The 14,586-nt window shown below is 70.6% G+C and carries 15 protein-coding genes and 1 tRNA gene; 10 read left to right on the top strand and 6 right to left on the bottom strand.

Annotation, left to right across the window (positions count from 1 at the left end; genetic code table 11):
* Positions 1-6 precede the first annotated feature (6 nt).
* From ACH442_RS12595 to ACH442_RS12565, 7 genes are all read left to right on the top strand, one after another.
* Positions 7-1,008, top strand: coding sequence for an AAA family ATPase (locus tag ACH442_RS12595; protein ID WP_396338067.1), 1,002 nt, complete (start codon positions 7-9; stop codon positions 1,006-1,008).
* Complete coding sequence (locus ACH442_RS12590; RefSeq protein ID WP_396338066.1) at positions 1,001-2,305, top strand: DUF58 domain-containing protein; 1,305 nt, start codon at positions 1,001-1,003, stop codon at positions 2,303-2,305. Before ACH442_RS12595 ends, ACH442_RS12590 begins: the two co-directional genes overlap by 8 nt.
* Positions 2,306-2,307: 2 nt before the next feature.
* A complete protein-coding gene (locus tag ACH442_RS12585; protein WP_396338065.1) occupies positions 2,308-2,871 on the top strand; it encodes a hypothetical protein in 564 nt (187 codons plus the stop codon).
* 98 nt (positions 2,872-2,969) lie between these two features.
* Positions 2,970-4,343 (top strand): NAD(P)/FAD-dependent oxidoreductase, encoded by a 1,374-nt coding sequence (locus tag ACH442_RS12580; RefSeq protein WP_396338064.1) that lies wholly within the window; start codon positions 2,970-2,972, stop codon positions 4,341-4,343.
* Positions 4,344-4,397: 54 nt separating this feature from the next.
* A tRNA-Leu gene (locus ACH442_RS12575) sits at positions 4,398-4,480 on the top strand.
* Positions 4,481-4,693: 213 nt separating this feature from the next.
* Complete coding sequence (locus ACH442_RS12570) at positions 4,694-5,527, top strand: Bax inhibitor-1/YccA family protein (protein WP_396338063.1); 834 nt, start codon at positions 4,694-4,696, stop codon at positions 5,525-5,527.
* Positions 5,528-6,151: 624 nt separating this feature from the next.
* Complete coding sequence (locus ACH442_RS12565) at positions 6,152-6,610, top strand: GNAT family N-acetyltransferase (RefSeq protein ID WP_396338062.1); 459 nt, start codon at positions 6,152-6,154, stop codon at positions 6,608-6,610.
* Positions 6,611-6,673: 63 nt separating this feature from the next.
* Here the strand turns inward: ACH442_RS12565 and ACH442_RS12560 are convergent, their stop codons facing one another.
* The 4 genes from ACH442_RS12560 to ACH442_RS12545 all read right to left on the bottom strand — a co-directional run bounded on the left by ACH442_RS12560 (position 6,674) and on the right by ACH442_RS12545 (position 10,300).
* Complete coding sequence (locus tag ACH442_RS12560) at positions 6,674-6,979, bottom strand: hypothetical protein (RefSeq protein WP_396338061.1); 306 nt, start codon at positions 6,977-6,979, stop codon at positions 6,674-6,676.
* A 72-nt stretch (positions 6,980-7,051) separates the two neighbouring features.
* The gene (locus ACH442_RS12555; protein WP_396338060.1) at positions 7,052-8,296 is read right to left on the bottom strand and encodes an acetyl-CoA C-acetyltransferase; all 1,245 of its coding nucleotides are present in this window, start codon (positions 8,294-8,296) and stop codon (positions 7,052-7,054) included.
* 54 nt (positions 8,297-8,350) lie between these two features.
* The gene (locus tag ACH442_RS12550) at positions 8,351-9,139 is read right to left on the bottom strand and encodes an SGNH/GDSL hydrolase family protein (protein WP_396338059.1); all 789 of its coding nucleotides are present in this window, start codon (positions 9,137-9,139) and stop codon (positions 8,351-8,353) included.
* 111 nt (positions 9,140-9,250) lie between these two features.
* Positions 9,251-10,300, bottom strand: coding sequence for an SGNH/GDSL hydrolase family protein (locus tag ACH442_RS12545; RefSeq protein ID WP_396338058.1), 1,050 nt, complete (start codon positions 10,298-10,300; stop codon positions 9,251-9,253).
* Positions 10,301-10,546: 246 nt separating this feature from the next.
* Here ACH442_RS12545 and ACH442_RS12540 point away from each other — a divergent pair, with 246 nt between their 5' ends.
* Together ACH442_RS12540 and ACH442_RS12535 are read left to right on the top strand one after the other, a co-directional pair.
* Positions 10,547-10,891, top strand: a complete 345-nt coding sequence (locus tag ACH442_RS12540) for a YkvA family protein (RefSeq protein ID WP_396338057.1) — start codon at positions 10,547-10,549, stop codon at positions 10,889-10,891.
* Positions 10,892-10,894: 3 nt separating this feature from the next.
* Complete coding sequence (locus ACH442_RS12535) at positions 10,895-12,256, top strand: cystathionine beta-synthase (RefSeq protein WP_396338056.1); 1,362 nt, start codon at positions 10,895-10,897, stop codon at positions 12,254-12,256.
* Here the strand turns inward: ACH442_RS12535 and ACH442_RS12530 are convergent.
* Complete coding sequence (locus tag ACH442_RS12530) at positions 12,249-12,704, bottom strand: S1C family serine protease (RefSeq protein ID WP_396338055.1); 456 nt, start codon at positions 12,702-12,704, stop codon at positions 12,249-12,251. The genes ACH442_RS12535 and ACH442_RS12530 overlap by 8 nt on opposite strands.
* Positions 12,705-12,982: 278 nt before the next feature.
* Here ACH442_RS12530 and ACH442_RS12525 point away from each other — a divergent pair, with 278 nt between their 5' ends.
* Positions 12,983-13,267: a hypothetical protein gene (locus ACH442_RS12525; protein ID WP_396338054.1), complete on the top strand. Its 285-nt coding sequence runs from the start codon at positions 12,983-12,985 to the stop codon at positions 13,265-13,267.
* A gap of 810 nt (positions 13,268-14,077) precedes the next feature.
* Here ACH442_RS12525 and ACH442_RS12520 read toward each other — a convergent pair.
* Positions 14,078-14,581: a GNAT family N-acetyltransferase gene (locus tag ACH442_RS12520; RefSeq protein ID WP_396338053.1), complete on the bottom strand. Its 504-nt coding sequence runs from the start codon at positions 14,579-14,581 to the stop codon at positions 14,078-14,080.
* Between the last annotated feature and the right edge of the window lie 5 nt (positions 14,582-14,586).

Genomic DNA, 14,586 nt, shown 5'->3' with positions numbered 1-14,586 from the left:
GCGCCGGTGACGCAGACAGGCGTACAGGCCCTCCCCCCGTTCGAGGTCGGGCGCCTGGCCGGAGCCGTCCTCGACGCCGTGAACAGCGTCGTGGTCGGCAAGCGGGAGGCCCTGGAGATGGTGCTGGCCGGCATCCTGGCCGGTGGGCACGTCCTGCTGGAGGACCTGCCCGGGCTCGGCAAGACGCTGACCGCGCGCTCCTTCGCGCAGGCGCTCGGGCTGGACTTCCGGCGGCTGCAGTTCACCCCCGACCTGCTGCCCGCGGACGTGACCGGTTCGTTCCTCTACGACCAGCGCAAGGGTGACTTCGCGTTCCGGGCCGGCCCGGTCTTCACGAACATGTTGCTGGCCGACGAGATCAACCGCACCCCGCCGAAGACCCAGGCCGCCCTGCTCGAGGCGATGCAGGAGAAGCAGGTGTCGGTCGAGGGTGTGACCTACCGGCTGGACCCGCCGTTCCACGTGCTGGCCACCGCCAACCCGATCGAGTACGAGGGCACGTACCCGCTGCCCGAGGCTCAGCTCGACCGCTTCATGCTCCGCGTGTCGTTCGGTTACCCGACCGCCGAGGAGGAGTGGGACGTGCTGCGCCGGCGGATGTCCCGCCGGCAGGAGGAGGCCCAGCTCGCCCCGGTCGTCGACGCCCGCACGCTGCAGGTGATGCAGGCCGCGCTGGAGGCGGTGACGGTCGAGGACTCGATCGGCCGTTACATCGTGTCGCTGGCCGCCGCCACCCGTGAGCACAACGCGGTGCTGGTCGGCTCGTCGCCGCGTGGCTCGCTGGCGCTGCTGCTCCTGGCTCGCGCCCGGGCCGCGATGGCCGGGCGGGACTACGTCGTGCCCGAGGACGTCAAGGACGTCGCGGTGCCGGCGCTGGCGCACCGGATCACGCTGCGCCCGGAGATGTGGCTGCGTCAGGTGAACCCGTCGTTCGTGGTGCAGGAGGTGCTCAGCGCGGTGCCGGCCCCGGCCAGCGGGGCGCTTCCCACGTACGCGCGGCATGACTGAACCGGCCGCTCCGAGCTGGGCGCCGACCCGTGCGCTCGGCCGTTCGGTGCTGCTCACCGGGCTGCTGTTGCTGCTCGGGGTGGCGCTGGGCCGGGTCGACCTGGTGCTGCTGGCCGCGCCGTTCGCGATCGGGGCGGCGCTGCACCTGCGCCGGCGGCCGGAGTCGGTGCCCGAGGTGACGATCACGGCCGACGAGACGTACCTGGTCGAGGGCGGGACGGTCCAGGCCGGGCTGACCGTCTCCAACGCTGACGCACTCGGGTACGACCTGGTCGTCGTCCGTACGAAGGTCTCTCCGTGGCTCCGCCTGGAGCACGCCGACCGCCCGTTCGCGATCACCGTCCCGTCCGACGGCTGGGCCGCGATCGACCTGCCCGGTGAGGCGCTGCGCTGGGGCCGGCACGACGTGGGGCCGGCCGCGGCCCGCGCGGCGGCCTGCGGTGGCCTGCTGGCCTGCCGCCCGGTCGTCACCCCGGCCCGTGGTGTCCGCGTCTACCCGACCACCGAGCCGTTCAAGGCGACCGAGGCGATGCCGGCCGCCGCCGGTCTGGTCGGCGCGCACCGTTCGCGGCGGCTCGGCGAGGGCGGCGAGCTGGCCGGCGTGCGCCAGTTCGCTCCCGGTGACCGGCTGCGCCGCATCGACTGGCGGGTGTCGCTGCGCACCCGTGACCTGCACGTCGCCTCCACCCTGTCCGACCGCGACGCCGAGGTGCTGCTCCTGCTCGACCTGCTCGGCGAGGTGGGCCGCTCGGGCGGTGTCCGCGGCAGCGCGTCGGTGCTGGACACCACGGTCCGCGCCGCCGCCGCGGTCGCCGAGCACTACCTGCACCGCGGCGACCGCGTGTCGCTGCTGGAGTACGGGGCGACCGCCCGCCGGCTGCGCGCCGCGTCCGGCCGCCGGCAGTACCTCACCGTCCTGGAATGGCTGCTCGACGTGCGCGCTGACCCGGTCGAGGAGGATTACGAGCCGGTCCTCGGCGCCCACCACATCTCGACGTCCGCGCTGGTCGTGGTCCTCACTCCGTTGATCGACCCGCGCGCCGCGGACATGCTGGCCCAGCTCACCCAGGCCGGCCGTTTCGTCGTCGCGGTCGACACCCTGCCCGAGGAGACCGCCCCGCCGGTCCGTAACCAGTGGACCCCGTTCGCCACCCGGCTGTGGCGCATCGAGCGGGAGAACGTGCTGGGCCGGCTCCGCGAGCACGGTGTGCCGGTCGTCACGTGGGCCGGCGCCGGCAGTCTCGACCTGGTCCTGCGCGACGTGGCCCGGATGGCCGCCGCGCCGAGGGGGCGCTGACGGTGCTGACCGGACTGCTCCGGCGACTGAGCCGGATCCCCACCGTGGTGCGGCGGGCCACCGTCGTACCGGTGCTGGTGCGTTGTGGCATCGCGCTCGCCGGTGTGTTCGCGATGGTCGTGGCCTGGCCGATCGAGCTGGTGGCGAGCCAGTTCGTCGTGCCGCTGCTGGTGATCGCGGTCTGGCCGGCGTTCGCCCCGCGGGGCCGGAGCGCCACGTTCGCCGCGCTGGTCACGGTGGGTGGCTGGATCGTCGACACCGCCGGTTACGACTCGCGGATCGCGCTGTGGCGGGTCGTCACACTGGCCACGCTGCTCTATCTCGGTCACACACTTACCGCGCTGGCGGCGGTCCTGCCGTACGACGGTGTGGTCAACCTCGACGTGCCGGGTCTCTGGCTCGGGCGGGCGCTGGTCGTCGTGCTGATCTCCGCCGTGTTGACGGTGCTCGCTCTCGGTCTCACCGAGGACCTTGGTGGCGATGCGTTCCAATTGGCGACATTGGTGGGATTGGCTGCTGCGACAGGAGTGACGGTAATTCTGGTTCGCCTTACCAGGCGAACCTGAATTCTGGGCAGTTTATGTGTCCTTAGACACTTGACTTTCAAGGTTGCGATGGTCACAGAACGACGCATGAACTGCCCGCCGCGCGCGAGAATAGGGGCGTGAATCCGCCGCGCATAGTCGTCGTAGGAGCTGGGCACGTCGGGCTTTACACGGCCCTTCGCCTCTCCAAGAAGCTGAACCGGAACCATGCCGAGGTCGTTGTCATCGACCCCGTGCCGCACATGACCTATCAGCCGTTCCTGCCCGAGGCAGCGGCCGGTAGCATCTCGCCGCGCCACGCCGTTGTGCCGCTGCGCCGTGAGCTGAAGAAGTGCCGCATCGTCTCCGGTGAGGTCACCAAGGTCGAGCACGCCAGCAAGACCGTGACCATCCAGCCGATCGACGGCCCCTCCTACGAGATGGCCTACGACCACATCATCGTGGCGCCCGGCTCCGTCTCGCGGACTCTTCCGATCCCCGGCCTCAGCGAGATCGGTATCGGTCTCAAGACCATCGGTGAGGCCATCTACCTGCGCAACCACATCCTCGACCGGCTCGACGTCGCCGCCGTGACGCCGGACCCGGAGGTGCGCAAGGCCTCGCTGAACTTCGTCTTCGTCGGCGGTGGCTTCGCCGGCATCGAGGCGCTCGCCGAGATGCAGGACGTGGTCGCCGACGCCTTGAAGTACTACCCGGAGCTGGACCCGAAGGAGGTCCACTTCATCCTCGTCGAGGCGACGAACCGGATCCTCCCCGAGGTCGGGCCGGAGATGGGTGCTTACGCTGCCCGTCAGCTCGCCGCCCGCGGTGTGGACATGCGTCTCGACACGTTCCTGAACTCGTGCGTCGACGGCAAGATCGAGCTCTCCGACGGTGACTCGTTCCGCGCCGAGACCCTGGTCTGGACGGCCGGTGTCAAGCCGTCGCCGATGCTGCAGCAGACCGACCTGCCGCTCGGCCCGCGCGGTCACGTCAACTGCTTGCCGACCCTCCAGATCGCCACGCTCGAGGGCGAGGTGCTCGAGGGTGCCTGGGCCGCCGGTGACTGCGCTCAGGTCCCCGACCTGACCAACCCGGGTGGCTGGTGCTCGCCGAGCGCGCAGCACGCGGTCCGCCAGGCGAAGGTGCTCGCCGACAACATCCGCCAGGTCATCCTCGGCGGTGCCCCCACGGAGTACCGGCACAAGCACGTCGGTGGCGTCGCCGGCCTGGGCATCAACAAGGGTGTCGCGCACGTCTACGGCATCAAGGTCAAGGGTTACCCGGCGTGGCTGATGCACCGCTTCTACCACGTCAGCCGGATCCCGTCGTTCAACCGCAAGGTCCGCGTCCTCGCCGACTGGGTGCTGGCCTTCGTGCTCAAGCGCGAGACCGTGGCCCTCGGCCAGCTGCACCGCCCGCGTGAAGAGTTCCTCGAGGTGACCCCGCCGGTCGCCCCGAAGCCGAAGGCGGAGGAGAAGTCCGAGGAGAAGGTGGCCTCGGCCTCGCGCTGACGTCAGGCCGTTCTCCACGACCCGGGCGGCACCAGCTACGGTGTTCGCAGGCCCGCCCGGGTGGTGGAATGGCAGACACGGCCGCCTTAAAAGCGGCTGCCCTAACAGGCGTGCGGGTTCGAGACCCGCCCCGGGCACACACATAGCGAAGCGGTCGCGACTCTCCGTCGCGGCCGTTTCGTCTTTCGGCCGTCATGTCGGCTCCGACTACCACCGGCCCTGCTCGGAAACCCATGACGGATGTCATTTTCAGCCTGCTCACAGCTCCGGAGAGCGGCACTTCGGGCGCGTAGCGCTTACCCTGGAACGACAGGCATTGTTGTGCCGATCCTCAAGGGAGGCTGGACACAGTGAAGACTTCTAACCCGGTGCTCTCGCGCCTCGGCCAGGCGGCCGAGCGGGAGCGTACGTCTGGGTACGGGCCATACGGACCGGCCGGCGCGGGTTACGGTCAGCCGGGCTACGGTCAGCCGTACCCGACCGCTGAGGGCTACCCCGCCGCCCCGCCCGCTGTGCAGCCGATGACCGTCGACGACGTCGTCGTCAAGACCGTCACCCTGCTCGGCATCACCGGCATCTCCGCGATCGCCGCGTGGAACCTCATCCCCGTCGAGCTGACCGGCGTCGCGTGGATCGCGGCGGCGATGGTCGGCCTCGTGCTCGGCCTGGTCATCTCGTTCATGCGGATCGCCAGCCCGCCGCTCGTCATCGCCTACGCGGTGGTCGAGGGCGTCTTCGTCGGCATGGTCAGCAAGGCGTTCGAGACCATTCTCGGCTACGACGGCATCGTCCTGCAGGCAGTGGTCGCCACCTTCGGCGTCTTCTTCCTGATGGCGGCGCTCTACCGGGCCCGCGTCATCCGCGCCACGCCGAAGTTCCAGCGCATCATGATCTCGGTGATGGCCGGCCTCTTCGGCGTCATGCTGATCAACTTCGTGCTGGCGCTGTTCGACGTCAACACCGGCCTGCGCGACAACGGTCCGCTCGGCTACATCTTCAGCCTGGTCTGCATCGTCGTCGCCTCGCTCAGCTTCATCCTCAACTTCAACGAGATCGAGGAGGGCGTCCGCGCCGGCCTCCCCCGGAAGTACTCGTGGACGGCTGCGTTCGGCATCCTGGTCGGCCTGGTCTGGCTCTACATCGAGATCCTGCGCCTGCTCAGCTACCTCCAGGGCGACGACTGACGCGCTTCGCAGGGCGCGACTGACGGTTCGCCGGCCGCGTCCGCAACCCGCAACGCCCGGCCCGACTCCCCGCGGTCCGGGCGTTGCCCCCGCCTCACCGACGCCCGGCCCGCTCCCAGCGGTCCGGGCGTCGTTTTTGTATTCATCGGGCATTCCACTGCGATGTCTCGGTCTGATCGCGGAGTTCCTTGACGCAAATCAAGATCAGATTCAAATGCTTCATGTCCCCTCTCCGCTGTGGTCCGGATCGTCGCTCCCGCGGGGGCCCTTACAGGCTTCGCAGGGCCGTGGCCGGCCCTGAACGCGAAGCCCTCCAGGGCGACGTCCGTGGCGGGTCAAGCTCACCCCAACCCCAAACCCAACCCCGACTCGGAGTCACGTCCGCCGGCGCGCCGCCCCGGCTGGAGCCGCACCAACAAGCGCGTAGTCAGCACTGATTACGCGGTCGTGAGAGACCCCGGAAACCCAGCCGGGCGTTGCCGGCCGGCGACCAGAGGGGCTTCGGCCGGTGGGCGGGACCTCACATGGCCGGCCAGGTGTTGTCGGCTGGCGCTCAGGGGTGCTCTGGCGGTCGGGGTGGAGGCTGGGGCCGCTGCGTTCCGGGCGGAGGATGGTGGGGTGGCAGTGACAGTTGTGAGGGTCGGGGTCGGCGAGGCCGGGTTTCGAGGGCTGGTGGGGTTGTTCGACGAGTACCGGGTGCACTACGGGGAGGCGGCCGAGCCGGCGCGGACGGCGGAGTGGCTTTCGGTGCAGCTGCGGGGTGACAGGCTGCGGGCATGGGTGACGGAGCAGGACGGGCGCGCGGCCGGGTTCCTGACCGCGGCGGTGATGCCGGCTTCGCTGCGGTTGGGGGAGTTCTGGGCCGTACGGGACGTGTTCGTTCGTCCTGAATGCCGCCGGAGTGGTGCTGCGCGAGCGCTCCTGGATCAGGTTGTTGCCGAGGCTCGGGCGGCGGGGGCGATCCGGATCTCGTTGCAGACCGAGCCGGCGAACACGCCGGCCCTCGCGCTGTACCGGTCGCTCGGGTTCCGGCCGGTGGAGGGGCTGATCGGTCTCGGTCTTCCCGTGACGGATCAGCCCTGAGGTAGCGCGGCCGGCCGGCGTCGACGGGTCTGACGCGGGGCACCGGTGAGTGACGGCGCTGGGTCAGAGGGCGGCGCGGAGGGTTTCGACGGCGGTGGTGGCCTGGGTGAGCAACGGCGGGGCCGGGTCGGCGTTCACGAAGTCGTCGGCGACCACCCGCAGCTGGTCGGGCAGGACCAGGTCGTGGAGGCGGGGCACCTCACGCGGCGCCCGGCCCTCGGCCGCTGCTGCCAGGTCGGCGAGGTGCTGGACCAACCCGTACGTCAAATCGGCCTTTGAATTGTGGCCTTTCGAGGCCGCCCATCGGGACTCTTCCCAGTGCCGGACCTGGTTGAGCAGCCGGTCGATCGACGCCGCGAAGTCGGACATCCGGCGAGCGTACCCCGGCACGGGACGGGCCCGGCGCTCGGCGGAGCACCGGGCCCGGGCGGCCGGAACGCCTCAGCTGAGGCGTTCGATGACGAGGGCCATGCCCTGGCCCCCGCCGACGCACATGGTTTCCAGGCCGATCGACTTGTCGTGCCAGTTCAGCGAGTTGATCAGGGTCCCGGTGATGCGGGCGCCGGTCATGCCGAACGGGTGGCCGACCGCGATCGCTCCGCCGTTGACGTTCAGCTTCTCCAGCGGGATGCCCAGGTCCTTGTACGACGGGATGACCTGCGCCGCGAACGCCTCGTTGATCTCGACCAGGTCGACGTCGTCGATGGTCATGCCGGCGCGCTTGAGGGCCTGCTTGGACGCCTCGACCGGGCCGAGCCCCATGATCTCGGGCGAGAGGGCGGTGACACCGGTGGAGACGATCCGGGCGAGCGGCGTGAGACCCAGCTCGCGTGCCTTCGTGTCGCTCATGATCACGACCGCGGCGGCGCCGTCGTTGAGCGGGCAGCAGTTGCCGGCGGTGACCCGGCCGTCGGGGCGGAACACCGGCTTGAGCTGCGACACCGCGTCGAGGCTGACACCCGGGCGGGGGCCGTCGTCCTTCGACACCACGGTGCCGTCGGGCAGCGTCACGGGCGTGATCTCGCGCTCCCAGAACCCGTTGGCGATGGCCTTCTCGGCGAGGTTCTGCGACCGTACGCCGAATTCGTCCATCTCCTCGCGGGAGACGTTCTTGATCTGCGCCAGGTTCTCCGCCGTGTAGCCCATCCCGATGTAGATGTCGGGGAGCGAGCCGTCCTCGCGGGGGTCGTGCCAGGTCCCACCGTTCGACGCGGTGGCCACGGTGCGGGCCTGCGCCTCGTCGAAGATCGGGTTCTGCCAGCCGCCGCCGACGAGTTCCTGCGCGGCCGAGGGCAGGCCGTCGGAGCTGCCGCGGGCGAAGCGGGACACGGTCTCGACACCGGCCGAGACGAAGATGTCGCCCTCGCCCGCCTTGATCGCGTGGAACGCCATCCGGGTGGTCTGGAGCGAGGACGAACAGTACCGCGTGATGGTGGCGCCGGGCAGCCCGTCCAGCCCGAGCTTGGTGGCGACCACGCGGGCCATGTTGAAGCCCTGCTCACCACCGGGCAGGCCACAACCGAGGTAGAGGTCCTCGATGAGGGTGCGGTCGAGCTCGGGCACCTTGTTCAGCGCGGCGTCGACGATGGTGGCGGTGAGGTCGTCGGGGCGCAGATCCTTCAGCGAGCCCTTGTGGGCGCGGCCGATCGGGGAGCGGGCAGTGGCAACGATGACAGCTTCCGGCATCCCGCCAGTTTACTCATCGGTAACATGGTCGGAAGTGTGGATTGGTCACACTCCTCAGACTCCGCTCAACGCGGCTTTCGCCACGGCGGGGTAGAGCGCATGCGCCCAGACGCGGTTGCCGTCCGCGGAGGGGTGGAAGCCGTCGTAACACAGCGTCCCGGCATCGGCCCGGAACACCGCGCCCGTCTCCGCCCCCAGGTCGACCACGACGCCGCCGGCCTCGGTGACCGCGGCGGTCTGCGCCCGCGCGATCCGGCGGCCGAGCACCCCGGCGATCTGCCGCAGCGGCGGGGCCATCGACCGCATCGCGCCCAGGTCGGGGCAGGTGCCGACGACCACCTGGACGCCGGCTGCCCGCAGCCGCCGGACGGCCTGGCCGAGGTGACCGGCCGCCTCCTCCGGCGCGCGGGCCGAGGTGGCGTCGTGCGCGCCGATCAGCACCACCGCCACGTCCGGTTTCGCGCCGAGCAGGGCCCGGGCGACCTGGGTGGCCAGGTCGGACGACCGGGACCCGGCGACACCGACGCTGGAGAGCAGCACGTGCCGCCGGCCGGCCTCCGGAGTGCCGTCCGCCAGCAGGCGGGCGAGCTGGCCGCCGACCGTGTCGGAGAGCCACTCCACCCCGACGCCGACCGCGGCCGAGTCGCCGAGCAGCACCAGCCGCAGCGGCGGAGCGGTGAGCGGGCCCATCGAGGTACGCAGAGCCAGGCCCATCGTGGGCTTCGCATAGCGGCGGGCCTTGGCAGCCAGCACCTCACCGGCGAGCAGGGCGGCACCGCCCAGCGCACCGGCGAGCAGGCTCGTGGCCGCGGCCTTGGTCAGTCGTTCCGGCAGCCCAGCCATGTCCCGCCTCCCTGCGTACCGCCGACTTCGATGATCCTTCTGTCTTCTACCCTACGGCCCGCAACGCATGCGGCGCTCCGCCCGGACGCGACCGGCTGCCCGGACGCCGGCTCAGCCCGGGGCCGGAACCGCGTCCGGGGCGCCGGGCTGCGACCCGTGATGCCCGTGGTGTCCGAACCAGTGCCGCGACTCCCCGAACCACGGGTGCCGGCGCAACTGCGCCCACCGGCCACCGGCCTTGATCGGGCTGACCTCGGTGCCCGGCGCGCGAACCGCCTCGTCCGCGGCTTCCGGCAGCGTGCGGACCCCTTCGGCGACCGGGACGGCGGGCCGGGTGTCCTCCCCCAGCGCGGCCATCACGGTCGGCATCATCACGGCCGCGGCCCGGGCATACCCTTCGGCCGACGGGTGGAAGTGGTCGGAGCCGAACATCCGCACCGGATCGGCCTCGAACATCGGGCCGAGCAGGTTGCCGAGCGAGACGGTGCGCCCGCCCGCGCCGACCACCGCGACCGTCTGCGCGGCGGCGAGCTGCCGGCTCCAGCGGCGGGCCAGCCAGCGCAGCGGCGGTTTGATCGGCTGGATCGCCCCGATGTCCGGGCAGGTGCCGACGACGACCTTGCACCCGGCCTCGCGCAGCCGGCGCACCGCGTCGCCGAGGTGCCGGACCGCTTCCTCCCGCGCCGAGACGTGTGTGACGTCGTTGCCGCCGATGAGGATGATCGCCAGTTCGGGCGCGTGTTCCAGGGCGGCGTCGACCTGCCAGGGCAGGCCCGACGAGACGCAGCCGACCACGGCGAACCGGCGCAGGCTGACCGGGCGGTGCAGGCGGCGGGAGATCCCGGTGGCGAAGAGCGCGCCGGGCGTCTCCCGGGGGCGGTGCACGCCGTATCCCGCCGCCGACGAGTCACCGAGGATGACCAGGCTGAGCGGCTTGCCGGGGAATTTCGCGCCGTAGACGCCGTCGCCACGGGGCGGGGGTGCCTCGGCCATCGGGATGATCCGGCGGGCGTCGGCGGCCTGCCGCAGCAGCAGGCCGGCGGAGACAGCGGTCACGCCGGCGAGCGCACCGGTGACCGAACCGGCGATGAGGCCGGCCGTGCGGATCCGTTGCCGATCCTCTGAGCTCAGTCCACGGAAGTGGACAACAGTGCTGTTCACAGTCTCCCTCGCTGTCATCCGAAGGGAACCATCCGGCCCGGCGTACGCGTCCCGGGGTGGCGGGAGCGGTCCGGCACGGCCAAGATCGGCACCTGGCGTCGGGATTCGAGGCTAACGCGCCCCGGCGAGTGGCCTGCATCACCAGAACGAAAGGCCAGGTCACCGCGACGAGAGTTTGACTCGTGGCCGTGGGAGGCAATCATGGCGTACCCAGGTCATGCTTGAGTTGCGGAAAGGGGAACAGACATGGCCAAAACTCTGAAACGTGCGGCGGCGTTCACCGCACTCGGCAAGGCACTGATGTCGGGCGCCCGAGGCGGGCCGTCGCTGAGCAAGCGTCTCTCGGCGCTGCCGCGGATGCTGAAGGCGACGGCCAAGGGGGAGTACGACGGCGGGATGCGCGTCGCCCTCATGGCGGCCGCCACGGCGTATGTCGTCTCGCCGATCGACGCCGTACCTGAGGCCTTTCTCTGGGTTTTCGGTCTGATCGACGACGCCGTGATGGTGACCTGGCTGGCCGGGACGGTGCTCAGTGAGACGGAGCGGTTCCTGGAGTGGGAGAGAACGGTGAAGCCCGTCGTCGTACGCTGAAGCGTGCGCTATTACGACAACGTGGTCGAGATCATCGGCAACACCCCGCTGGTCCGATTGAACAGCGTGACCGAAGGCATCAGCGCCACCGTGCTGGCCAAGGTCGAATACATGAATCCCGGCGGTTCGGTGAAAGACCGGATCGCCCTGCGGATGGTCGAGGACGCCGAGGCCGCGGGGCTGCTCAAGCCCGGTGGCACGATCGTCGAGCCGACCAGCGGCAACACCGGGGTCGGCCTGGCCCTGGTGGCGCAGCAGCGGGGCTACAAGTGCGTCTTCGTCTGCCCCGACAAGGTCAGCGAGGACAAGCAGAACGTGCTTCGGGCCTACGGGGCCGAGGTCGTCGTCTGCCCGACCGCGGTGGCCCCCGAGGACCCGCGTTCCTACTACAACGTCTCCGACAAACTGACCCGGGACATTCCCGGCGCGTGGAAGCCGGATCAGTACAGCAACCCGGCGAACCCGCGCTCGCACTACGAGCAGACCGGTCCGGAGCTCTGGGAACAGACCGACGGCAAGATCACCCACTTCGTGGCCGGTGTCGGCACCGGCGGCACGATCAGCGGTGTCGGGCGTTACCTCAAAGAGCAGAGCCCGGGCGTACGGGTCATCGGCGCGGACCCGGAAGGCTCCGTCTACTCCGGTGGCACCGGCCGGCCGTACCTGGTCGAGGGCGTCGGCGAGGATTTCTGGCCGACCGCCTACGACCGTTCGGTGACCGACGAGGTGATCGAGGTCAGCGACTCGGACTCGTTCGAGATGACCCGTCGCCTCGCCCGCGAGGAAGGTCTGCTGGTCGGCGGCTCGTGCGGGATGGCCGTCGTGGCCGCGCTCGAGGTCGCCCGCAAAGCCGGCCCGGACGACGTGGTCGTGGTGCTCCTGCCCGACGGCGGCCGCGGTTACCTCTCCAAGATCTTCAACGACAAGTGGATGGCGCGGTACGGGTTCCTCCGTGCCGCCGGCGACGCCCCGACCGTCGCCGACGCGCTCGCCGCCAAGGGCCCCGAGATCCCGCCCCTGGTCCACGTCCACCCCACCGAGACCGTGCGCGACGCCATCGACTACATGCGGGAGTACGGGGTCAGCCAGCTCCCCGTCCTCAAAGCCGAGCCGCCGGTCGTCACCGGCGAGGTGGCCGGCTCGATCTCGGAGAAGGCGCTGATGGACGCGCTCTTCACCGGCCAGGCCCACCTGCACGACACGATCGAGCGGCACATGGGCGACTCCCTGCCGATGATCGGTGGTGGCGAGCCGGTCAGCGAGGCGGTCGCGCTGCTGGAGAAGGCCGACGCCGCGATGGTCCTGGTCGACGGGAAGCCGGCCGGCGTCCTCACCCGCCAGGACCTGCTGACCCACCTCAGCTAGGGCGCCGCAGGTGACATCCCGCCGGGGCGTTTTTCCCGAACGCCCCGGCAAGGTGCGGGTCAGCGCAGTTCGGCGGGAAGGGCCACCACGTCGACCAGCGCGTCACGTCGCAGCAGTCCCGGGCCGGAAGCGAACGGCCCAGCCCGGGCACCACGCCCGCGGTCACCGAACCGGCCAGCCCCATCGGATTCCCGACCGCCACCACCAGCTGGCCGATGAGCAGGTCGTCGGCATCGCCGAGCGGTGCGGCCGGAGCACCCGGATGATGCACCCGGACCACGGCGAGCGCGTCCGCGCCCACCACGTCGAACGGGGTGTCGACCCCGTCCGCGAACGCCGCCGAACCGGTCGTGGCGCCGGCCATGACGTGCGCGTTCGTCAACAGGAAACCGTTGTCGGTGAAAGTGACCGCGGAGCCGGCGCTGCCGCACATCGAAAGAGCCGCCACCGAAGGCAGGAGACGGGCGGCTACACCGGTCACGATGCGGCTGTAGGCATCGAGTGCCTCTGATTCGCCGGTGTTCATGCCCAGGTCGACAACGGGTCGCGTGAGGTTGATGCCGGTGGATCGTCTGCCGTCGGCGCAAACCGCGGCGGAACACAATGGACATCTGCGATTACGGATAGTCGCCACAATCGCACACTCAGTCCGACCAGGGGAGCGGTGGGTGCGGTTGTATGTGTCGTGACGGAGCTATGAGCCACTCCCGGACGAAGGGGTAGGGGATGGTCGACGTCGACGAGGCGGCGCCTGCCGACATCGTGGACCGCCTGCTGTGGCGGGACGCGCAGACAATGCTCGGGCGGCACAACACTGCCGACCGCAGAGGCAACTGCGTCTGGTGTGGATGGCACTGGCCCTGCTCGGCGCGCCGCCTCGCGGAACGCGCCGACGCGGTTTCCCGCCGGCCGTGGCGCGAGGCCTGGACCCTGCGCCACGACCTGAACAGCCTGCCGGCCGCCATGACCGACCGCGGCCGATACCACAATCATCGGAGGTACGCCGACTGAAACACGGACCCAGACGTCGCCGACGAGCTTGACCGTCCCCCGGCAAGACTTGGCTTCCCGGCCCGGCGAACGTCTCCCGGCGGTGACGCCGGGGCGCCCCGCCAGCGCTCCGGTATTCCCGCGCCCAAGCCCGCTCGAAGAACCGGCCCACGGATCGGCACGCCTCCGCTGATCCGCGCCTCCGGCCAGGCGCACCGGTTCTCCGGCGGGGCGGTTGGCGGGAGTGCGTGACCACAGGTTCCCCCGCATTCACTCGGTCGCGCGCTCCCGCCCAACCAGCGGTTTCTGGCATCGCTACTTCTCAAGATCAAATTCTTGAGGTCCTGGCTTCGCTGTGGTCCGGGCCGTCGCTCCCGCGGGGGCCCTTACGGGCTGAGCAGGCCGTGGCCGGCCAAAACGCTCAGCCCTCCAGGGCGACGTCCGTGGGTGGTCGCGGTCAACCCGAACCCCCGAGACCGCAAAGCCCACGTCGACACCGCGCCGACACACGGCGCCGACATGCCGTGCCGACACACCGCGCCGCCCGTCCCGACGCCGCGACGCCTGTTGCGTCACCGCGACGCCCGCCTCGAGACCGCAAAACCCACGACGCCGCCGCGCCGCCCGACGCGCTCCAAGCCTCGTGCGCCCGCGACCGGTTGGCCGTTCCGCAGGGCCGTTTCTACGCTTCGGATCCAGCTGTGAGCGCCAGTCGAGGGCCGTGAGCTGACGCTGCGGGCTGTTTCCGCTCTTCAAAACCGTCCCTCAGCGCCAGCCAGGAGTCGCGAGCCGGCGCTGAGTGCTGTATCCCGTGATGGAGCAGTAGCCGGGTCACAGCGGCCGGGTGTAGCGGAGCTGGGGCACGGGGACGCCGTTGATCGGCTCGGTCCGGGTCTCGCCGTCGGGCTTCCAGCCGCCGTTCTCGTAGAACGTCCGAGCGCCGTGATTCTCGCTCAGGACCCAGAGAACGGCCCGGTCGCCGCCGATCGCGGGAAGGTCGGCCAGGGCTCGGATCATGAGTTCGCGCCCGACGCCGGTGCCGACCCGGGACGGCTCGACGTGGATCGCGTAGAGCTCGGCGGCGCCGGGAGTTTCGCTCGGCCCGATGTACGTGAAGCCGACCACCTCGCCGTCGTCCTCAGCGATGGTCAGCCGGTGGGTGTCCTGCTCCCAGCGGAACCGTTCGGCCCACCACTCACCGAACGACTCGGCTGTCCGCGCCGCCAGCACGTCGGCCGGGATGAAGCCCGAGTATGCGGCCAGCCGCGAGCGCTGGTGCAGGGCACCGACGCGGATCGGATCGGACTCGGTCGCGGAGCGCAGGAGGACGGCCATGAGCA

The sequence above is a fragment of the Actinoplanes sp. NPDC020271 genome (genome assembly GCF_044388125.1).
Taxonomy (GTDB): Bacteria; Actinomycetota; Actinomycetes; order Mycobacteriales; family Micromonosporaceae; genus Actinoplanes.
The sequence above is the reverse complement of the archived record's forward strand: the minus strand, read 5'-3'. Positions and strand labels throughout refer to the sequence as shown.

Coding starts and splice junctions, on each gene's coding strand:
- ACH442_RS12540 (WP_396338057.1), top strand. CDS start 10,547: ATGGCCAAAACTCTGAAACGTGCGGCGGCGTTCACCGCACTCGGCAAG.
- ACH442_RS12560 (WP_396338061.1), bottom strand. CDS start 6,979: ATGTCCGACTTCGCGGCGTCGATCGACCGGCTGCTCAACCAGGTCCGG.
- ACH442_RS12550 (WP_396338059.1), bottom strand. CDS start 9,139: ATGGCTGGGCTGCCGGAACGACTGACCAAGGCCGCGGCCACGAGCCTG.
- ACH442_RS12525 (WP_396338054.1), top strand. CDS start 12,983: ATGGTCGACGTCGACGAGGCGGCGCCTGCCGACATCGTGGACCGCCTG.
- ACH442_RS12590 (WP_396338066.1), top strand. CDS start 1,001: ATGACTGAACCGGCCGCTCCGAGCTGGGCGCCGACCCGTGCGCTCGGC.
- ACH442_RS12520 (WP_396338053.1), bottom strand. CDS start 14,581: ATGGCCGTCCTCCTGCGCTCCGCGACCGAGTCCGATCCGATCCGCGTC.
- ACH442_RS12555 (WP_396338060.1), bottom strand. CDS start 8,296: ATGCCGGAAGCTGTCATCGTTGCCACTGCCCGCTCCCCGATCGGCCGC.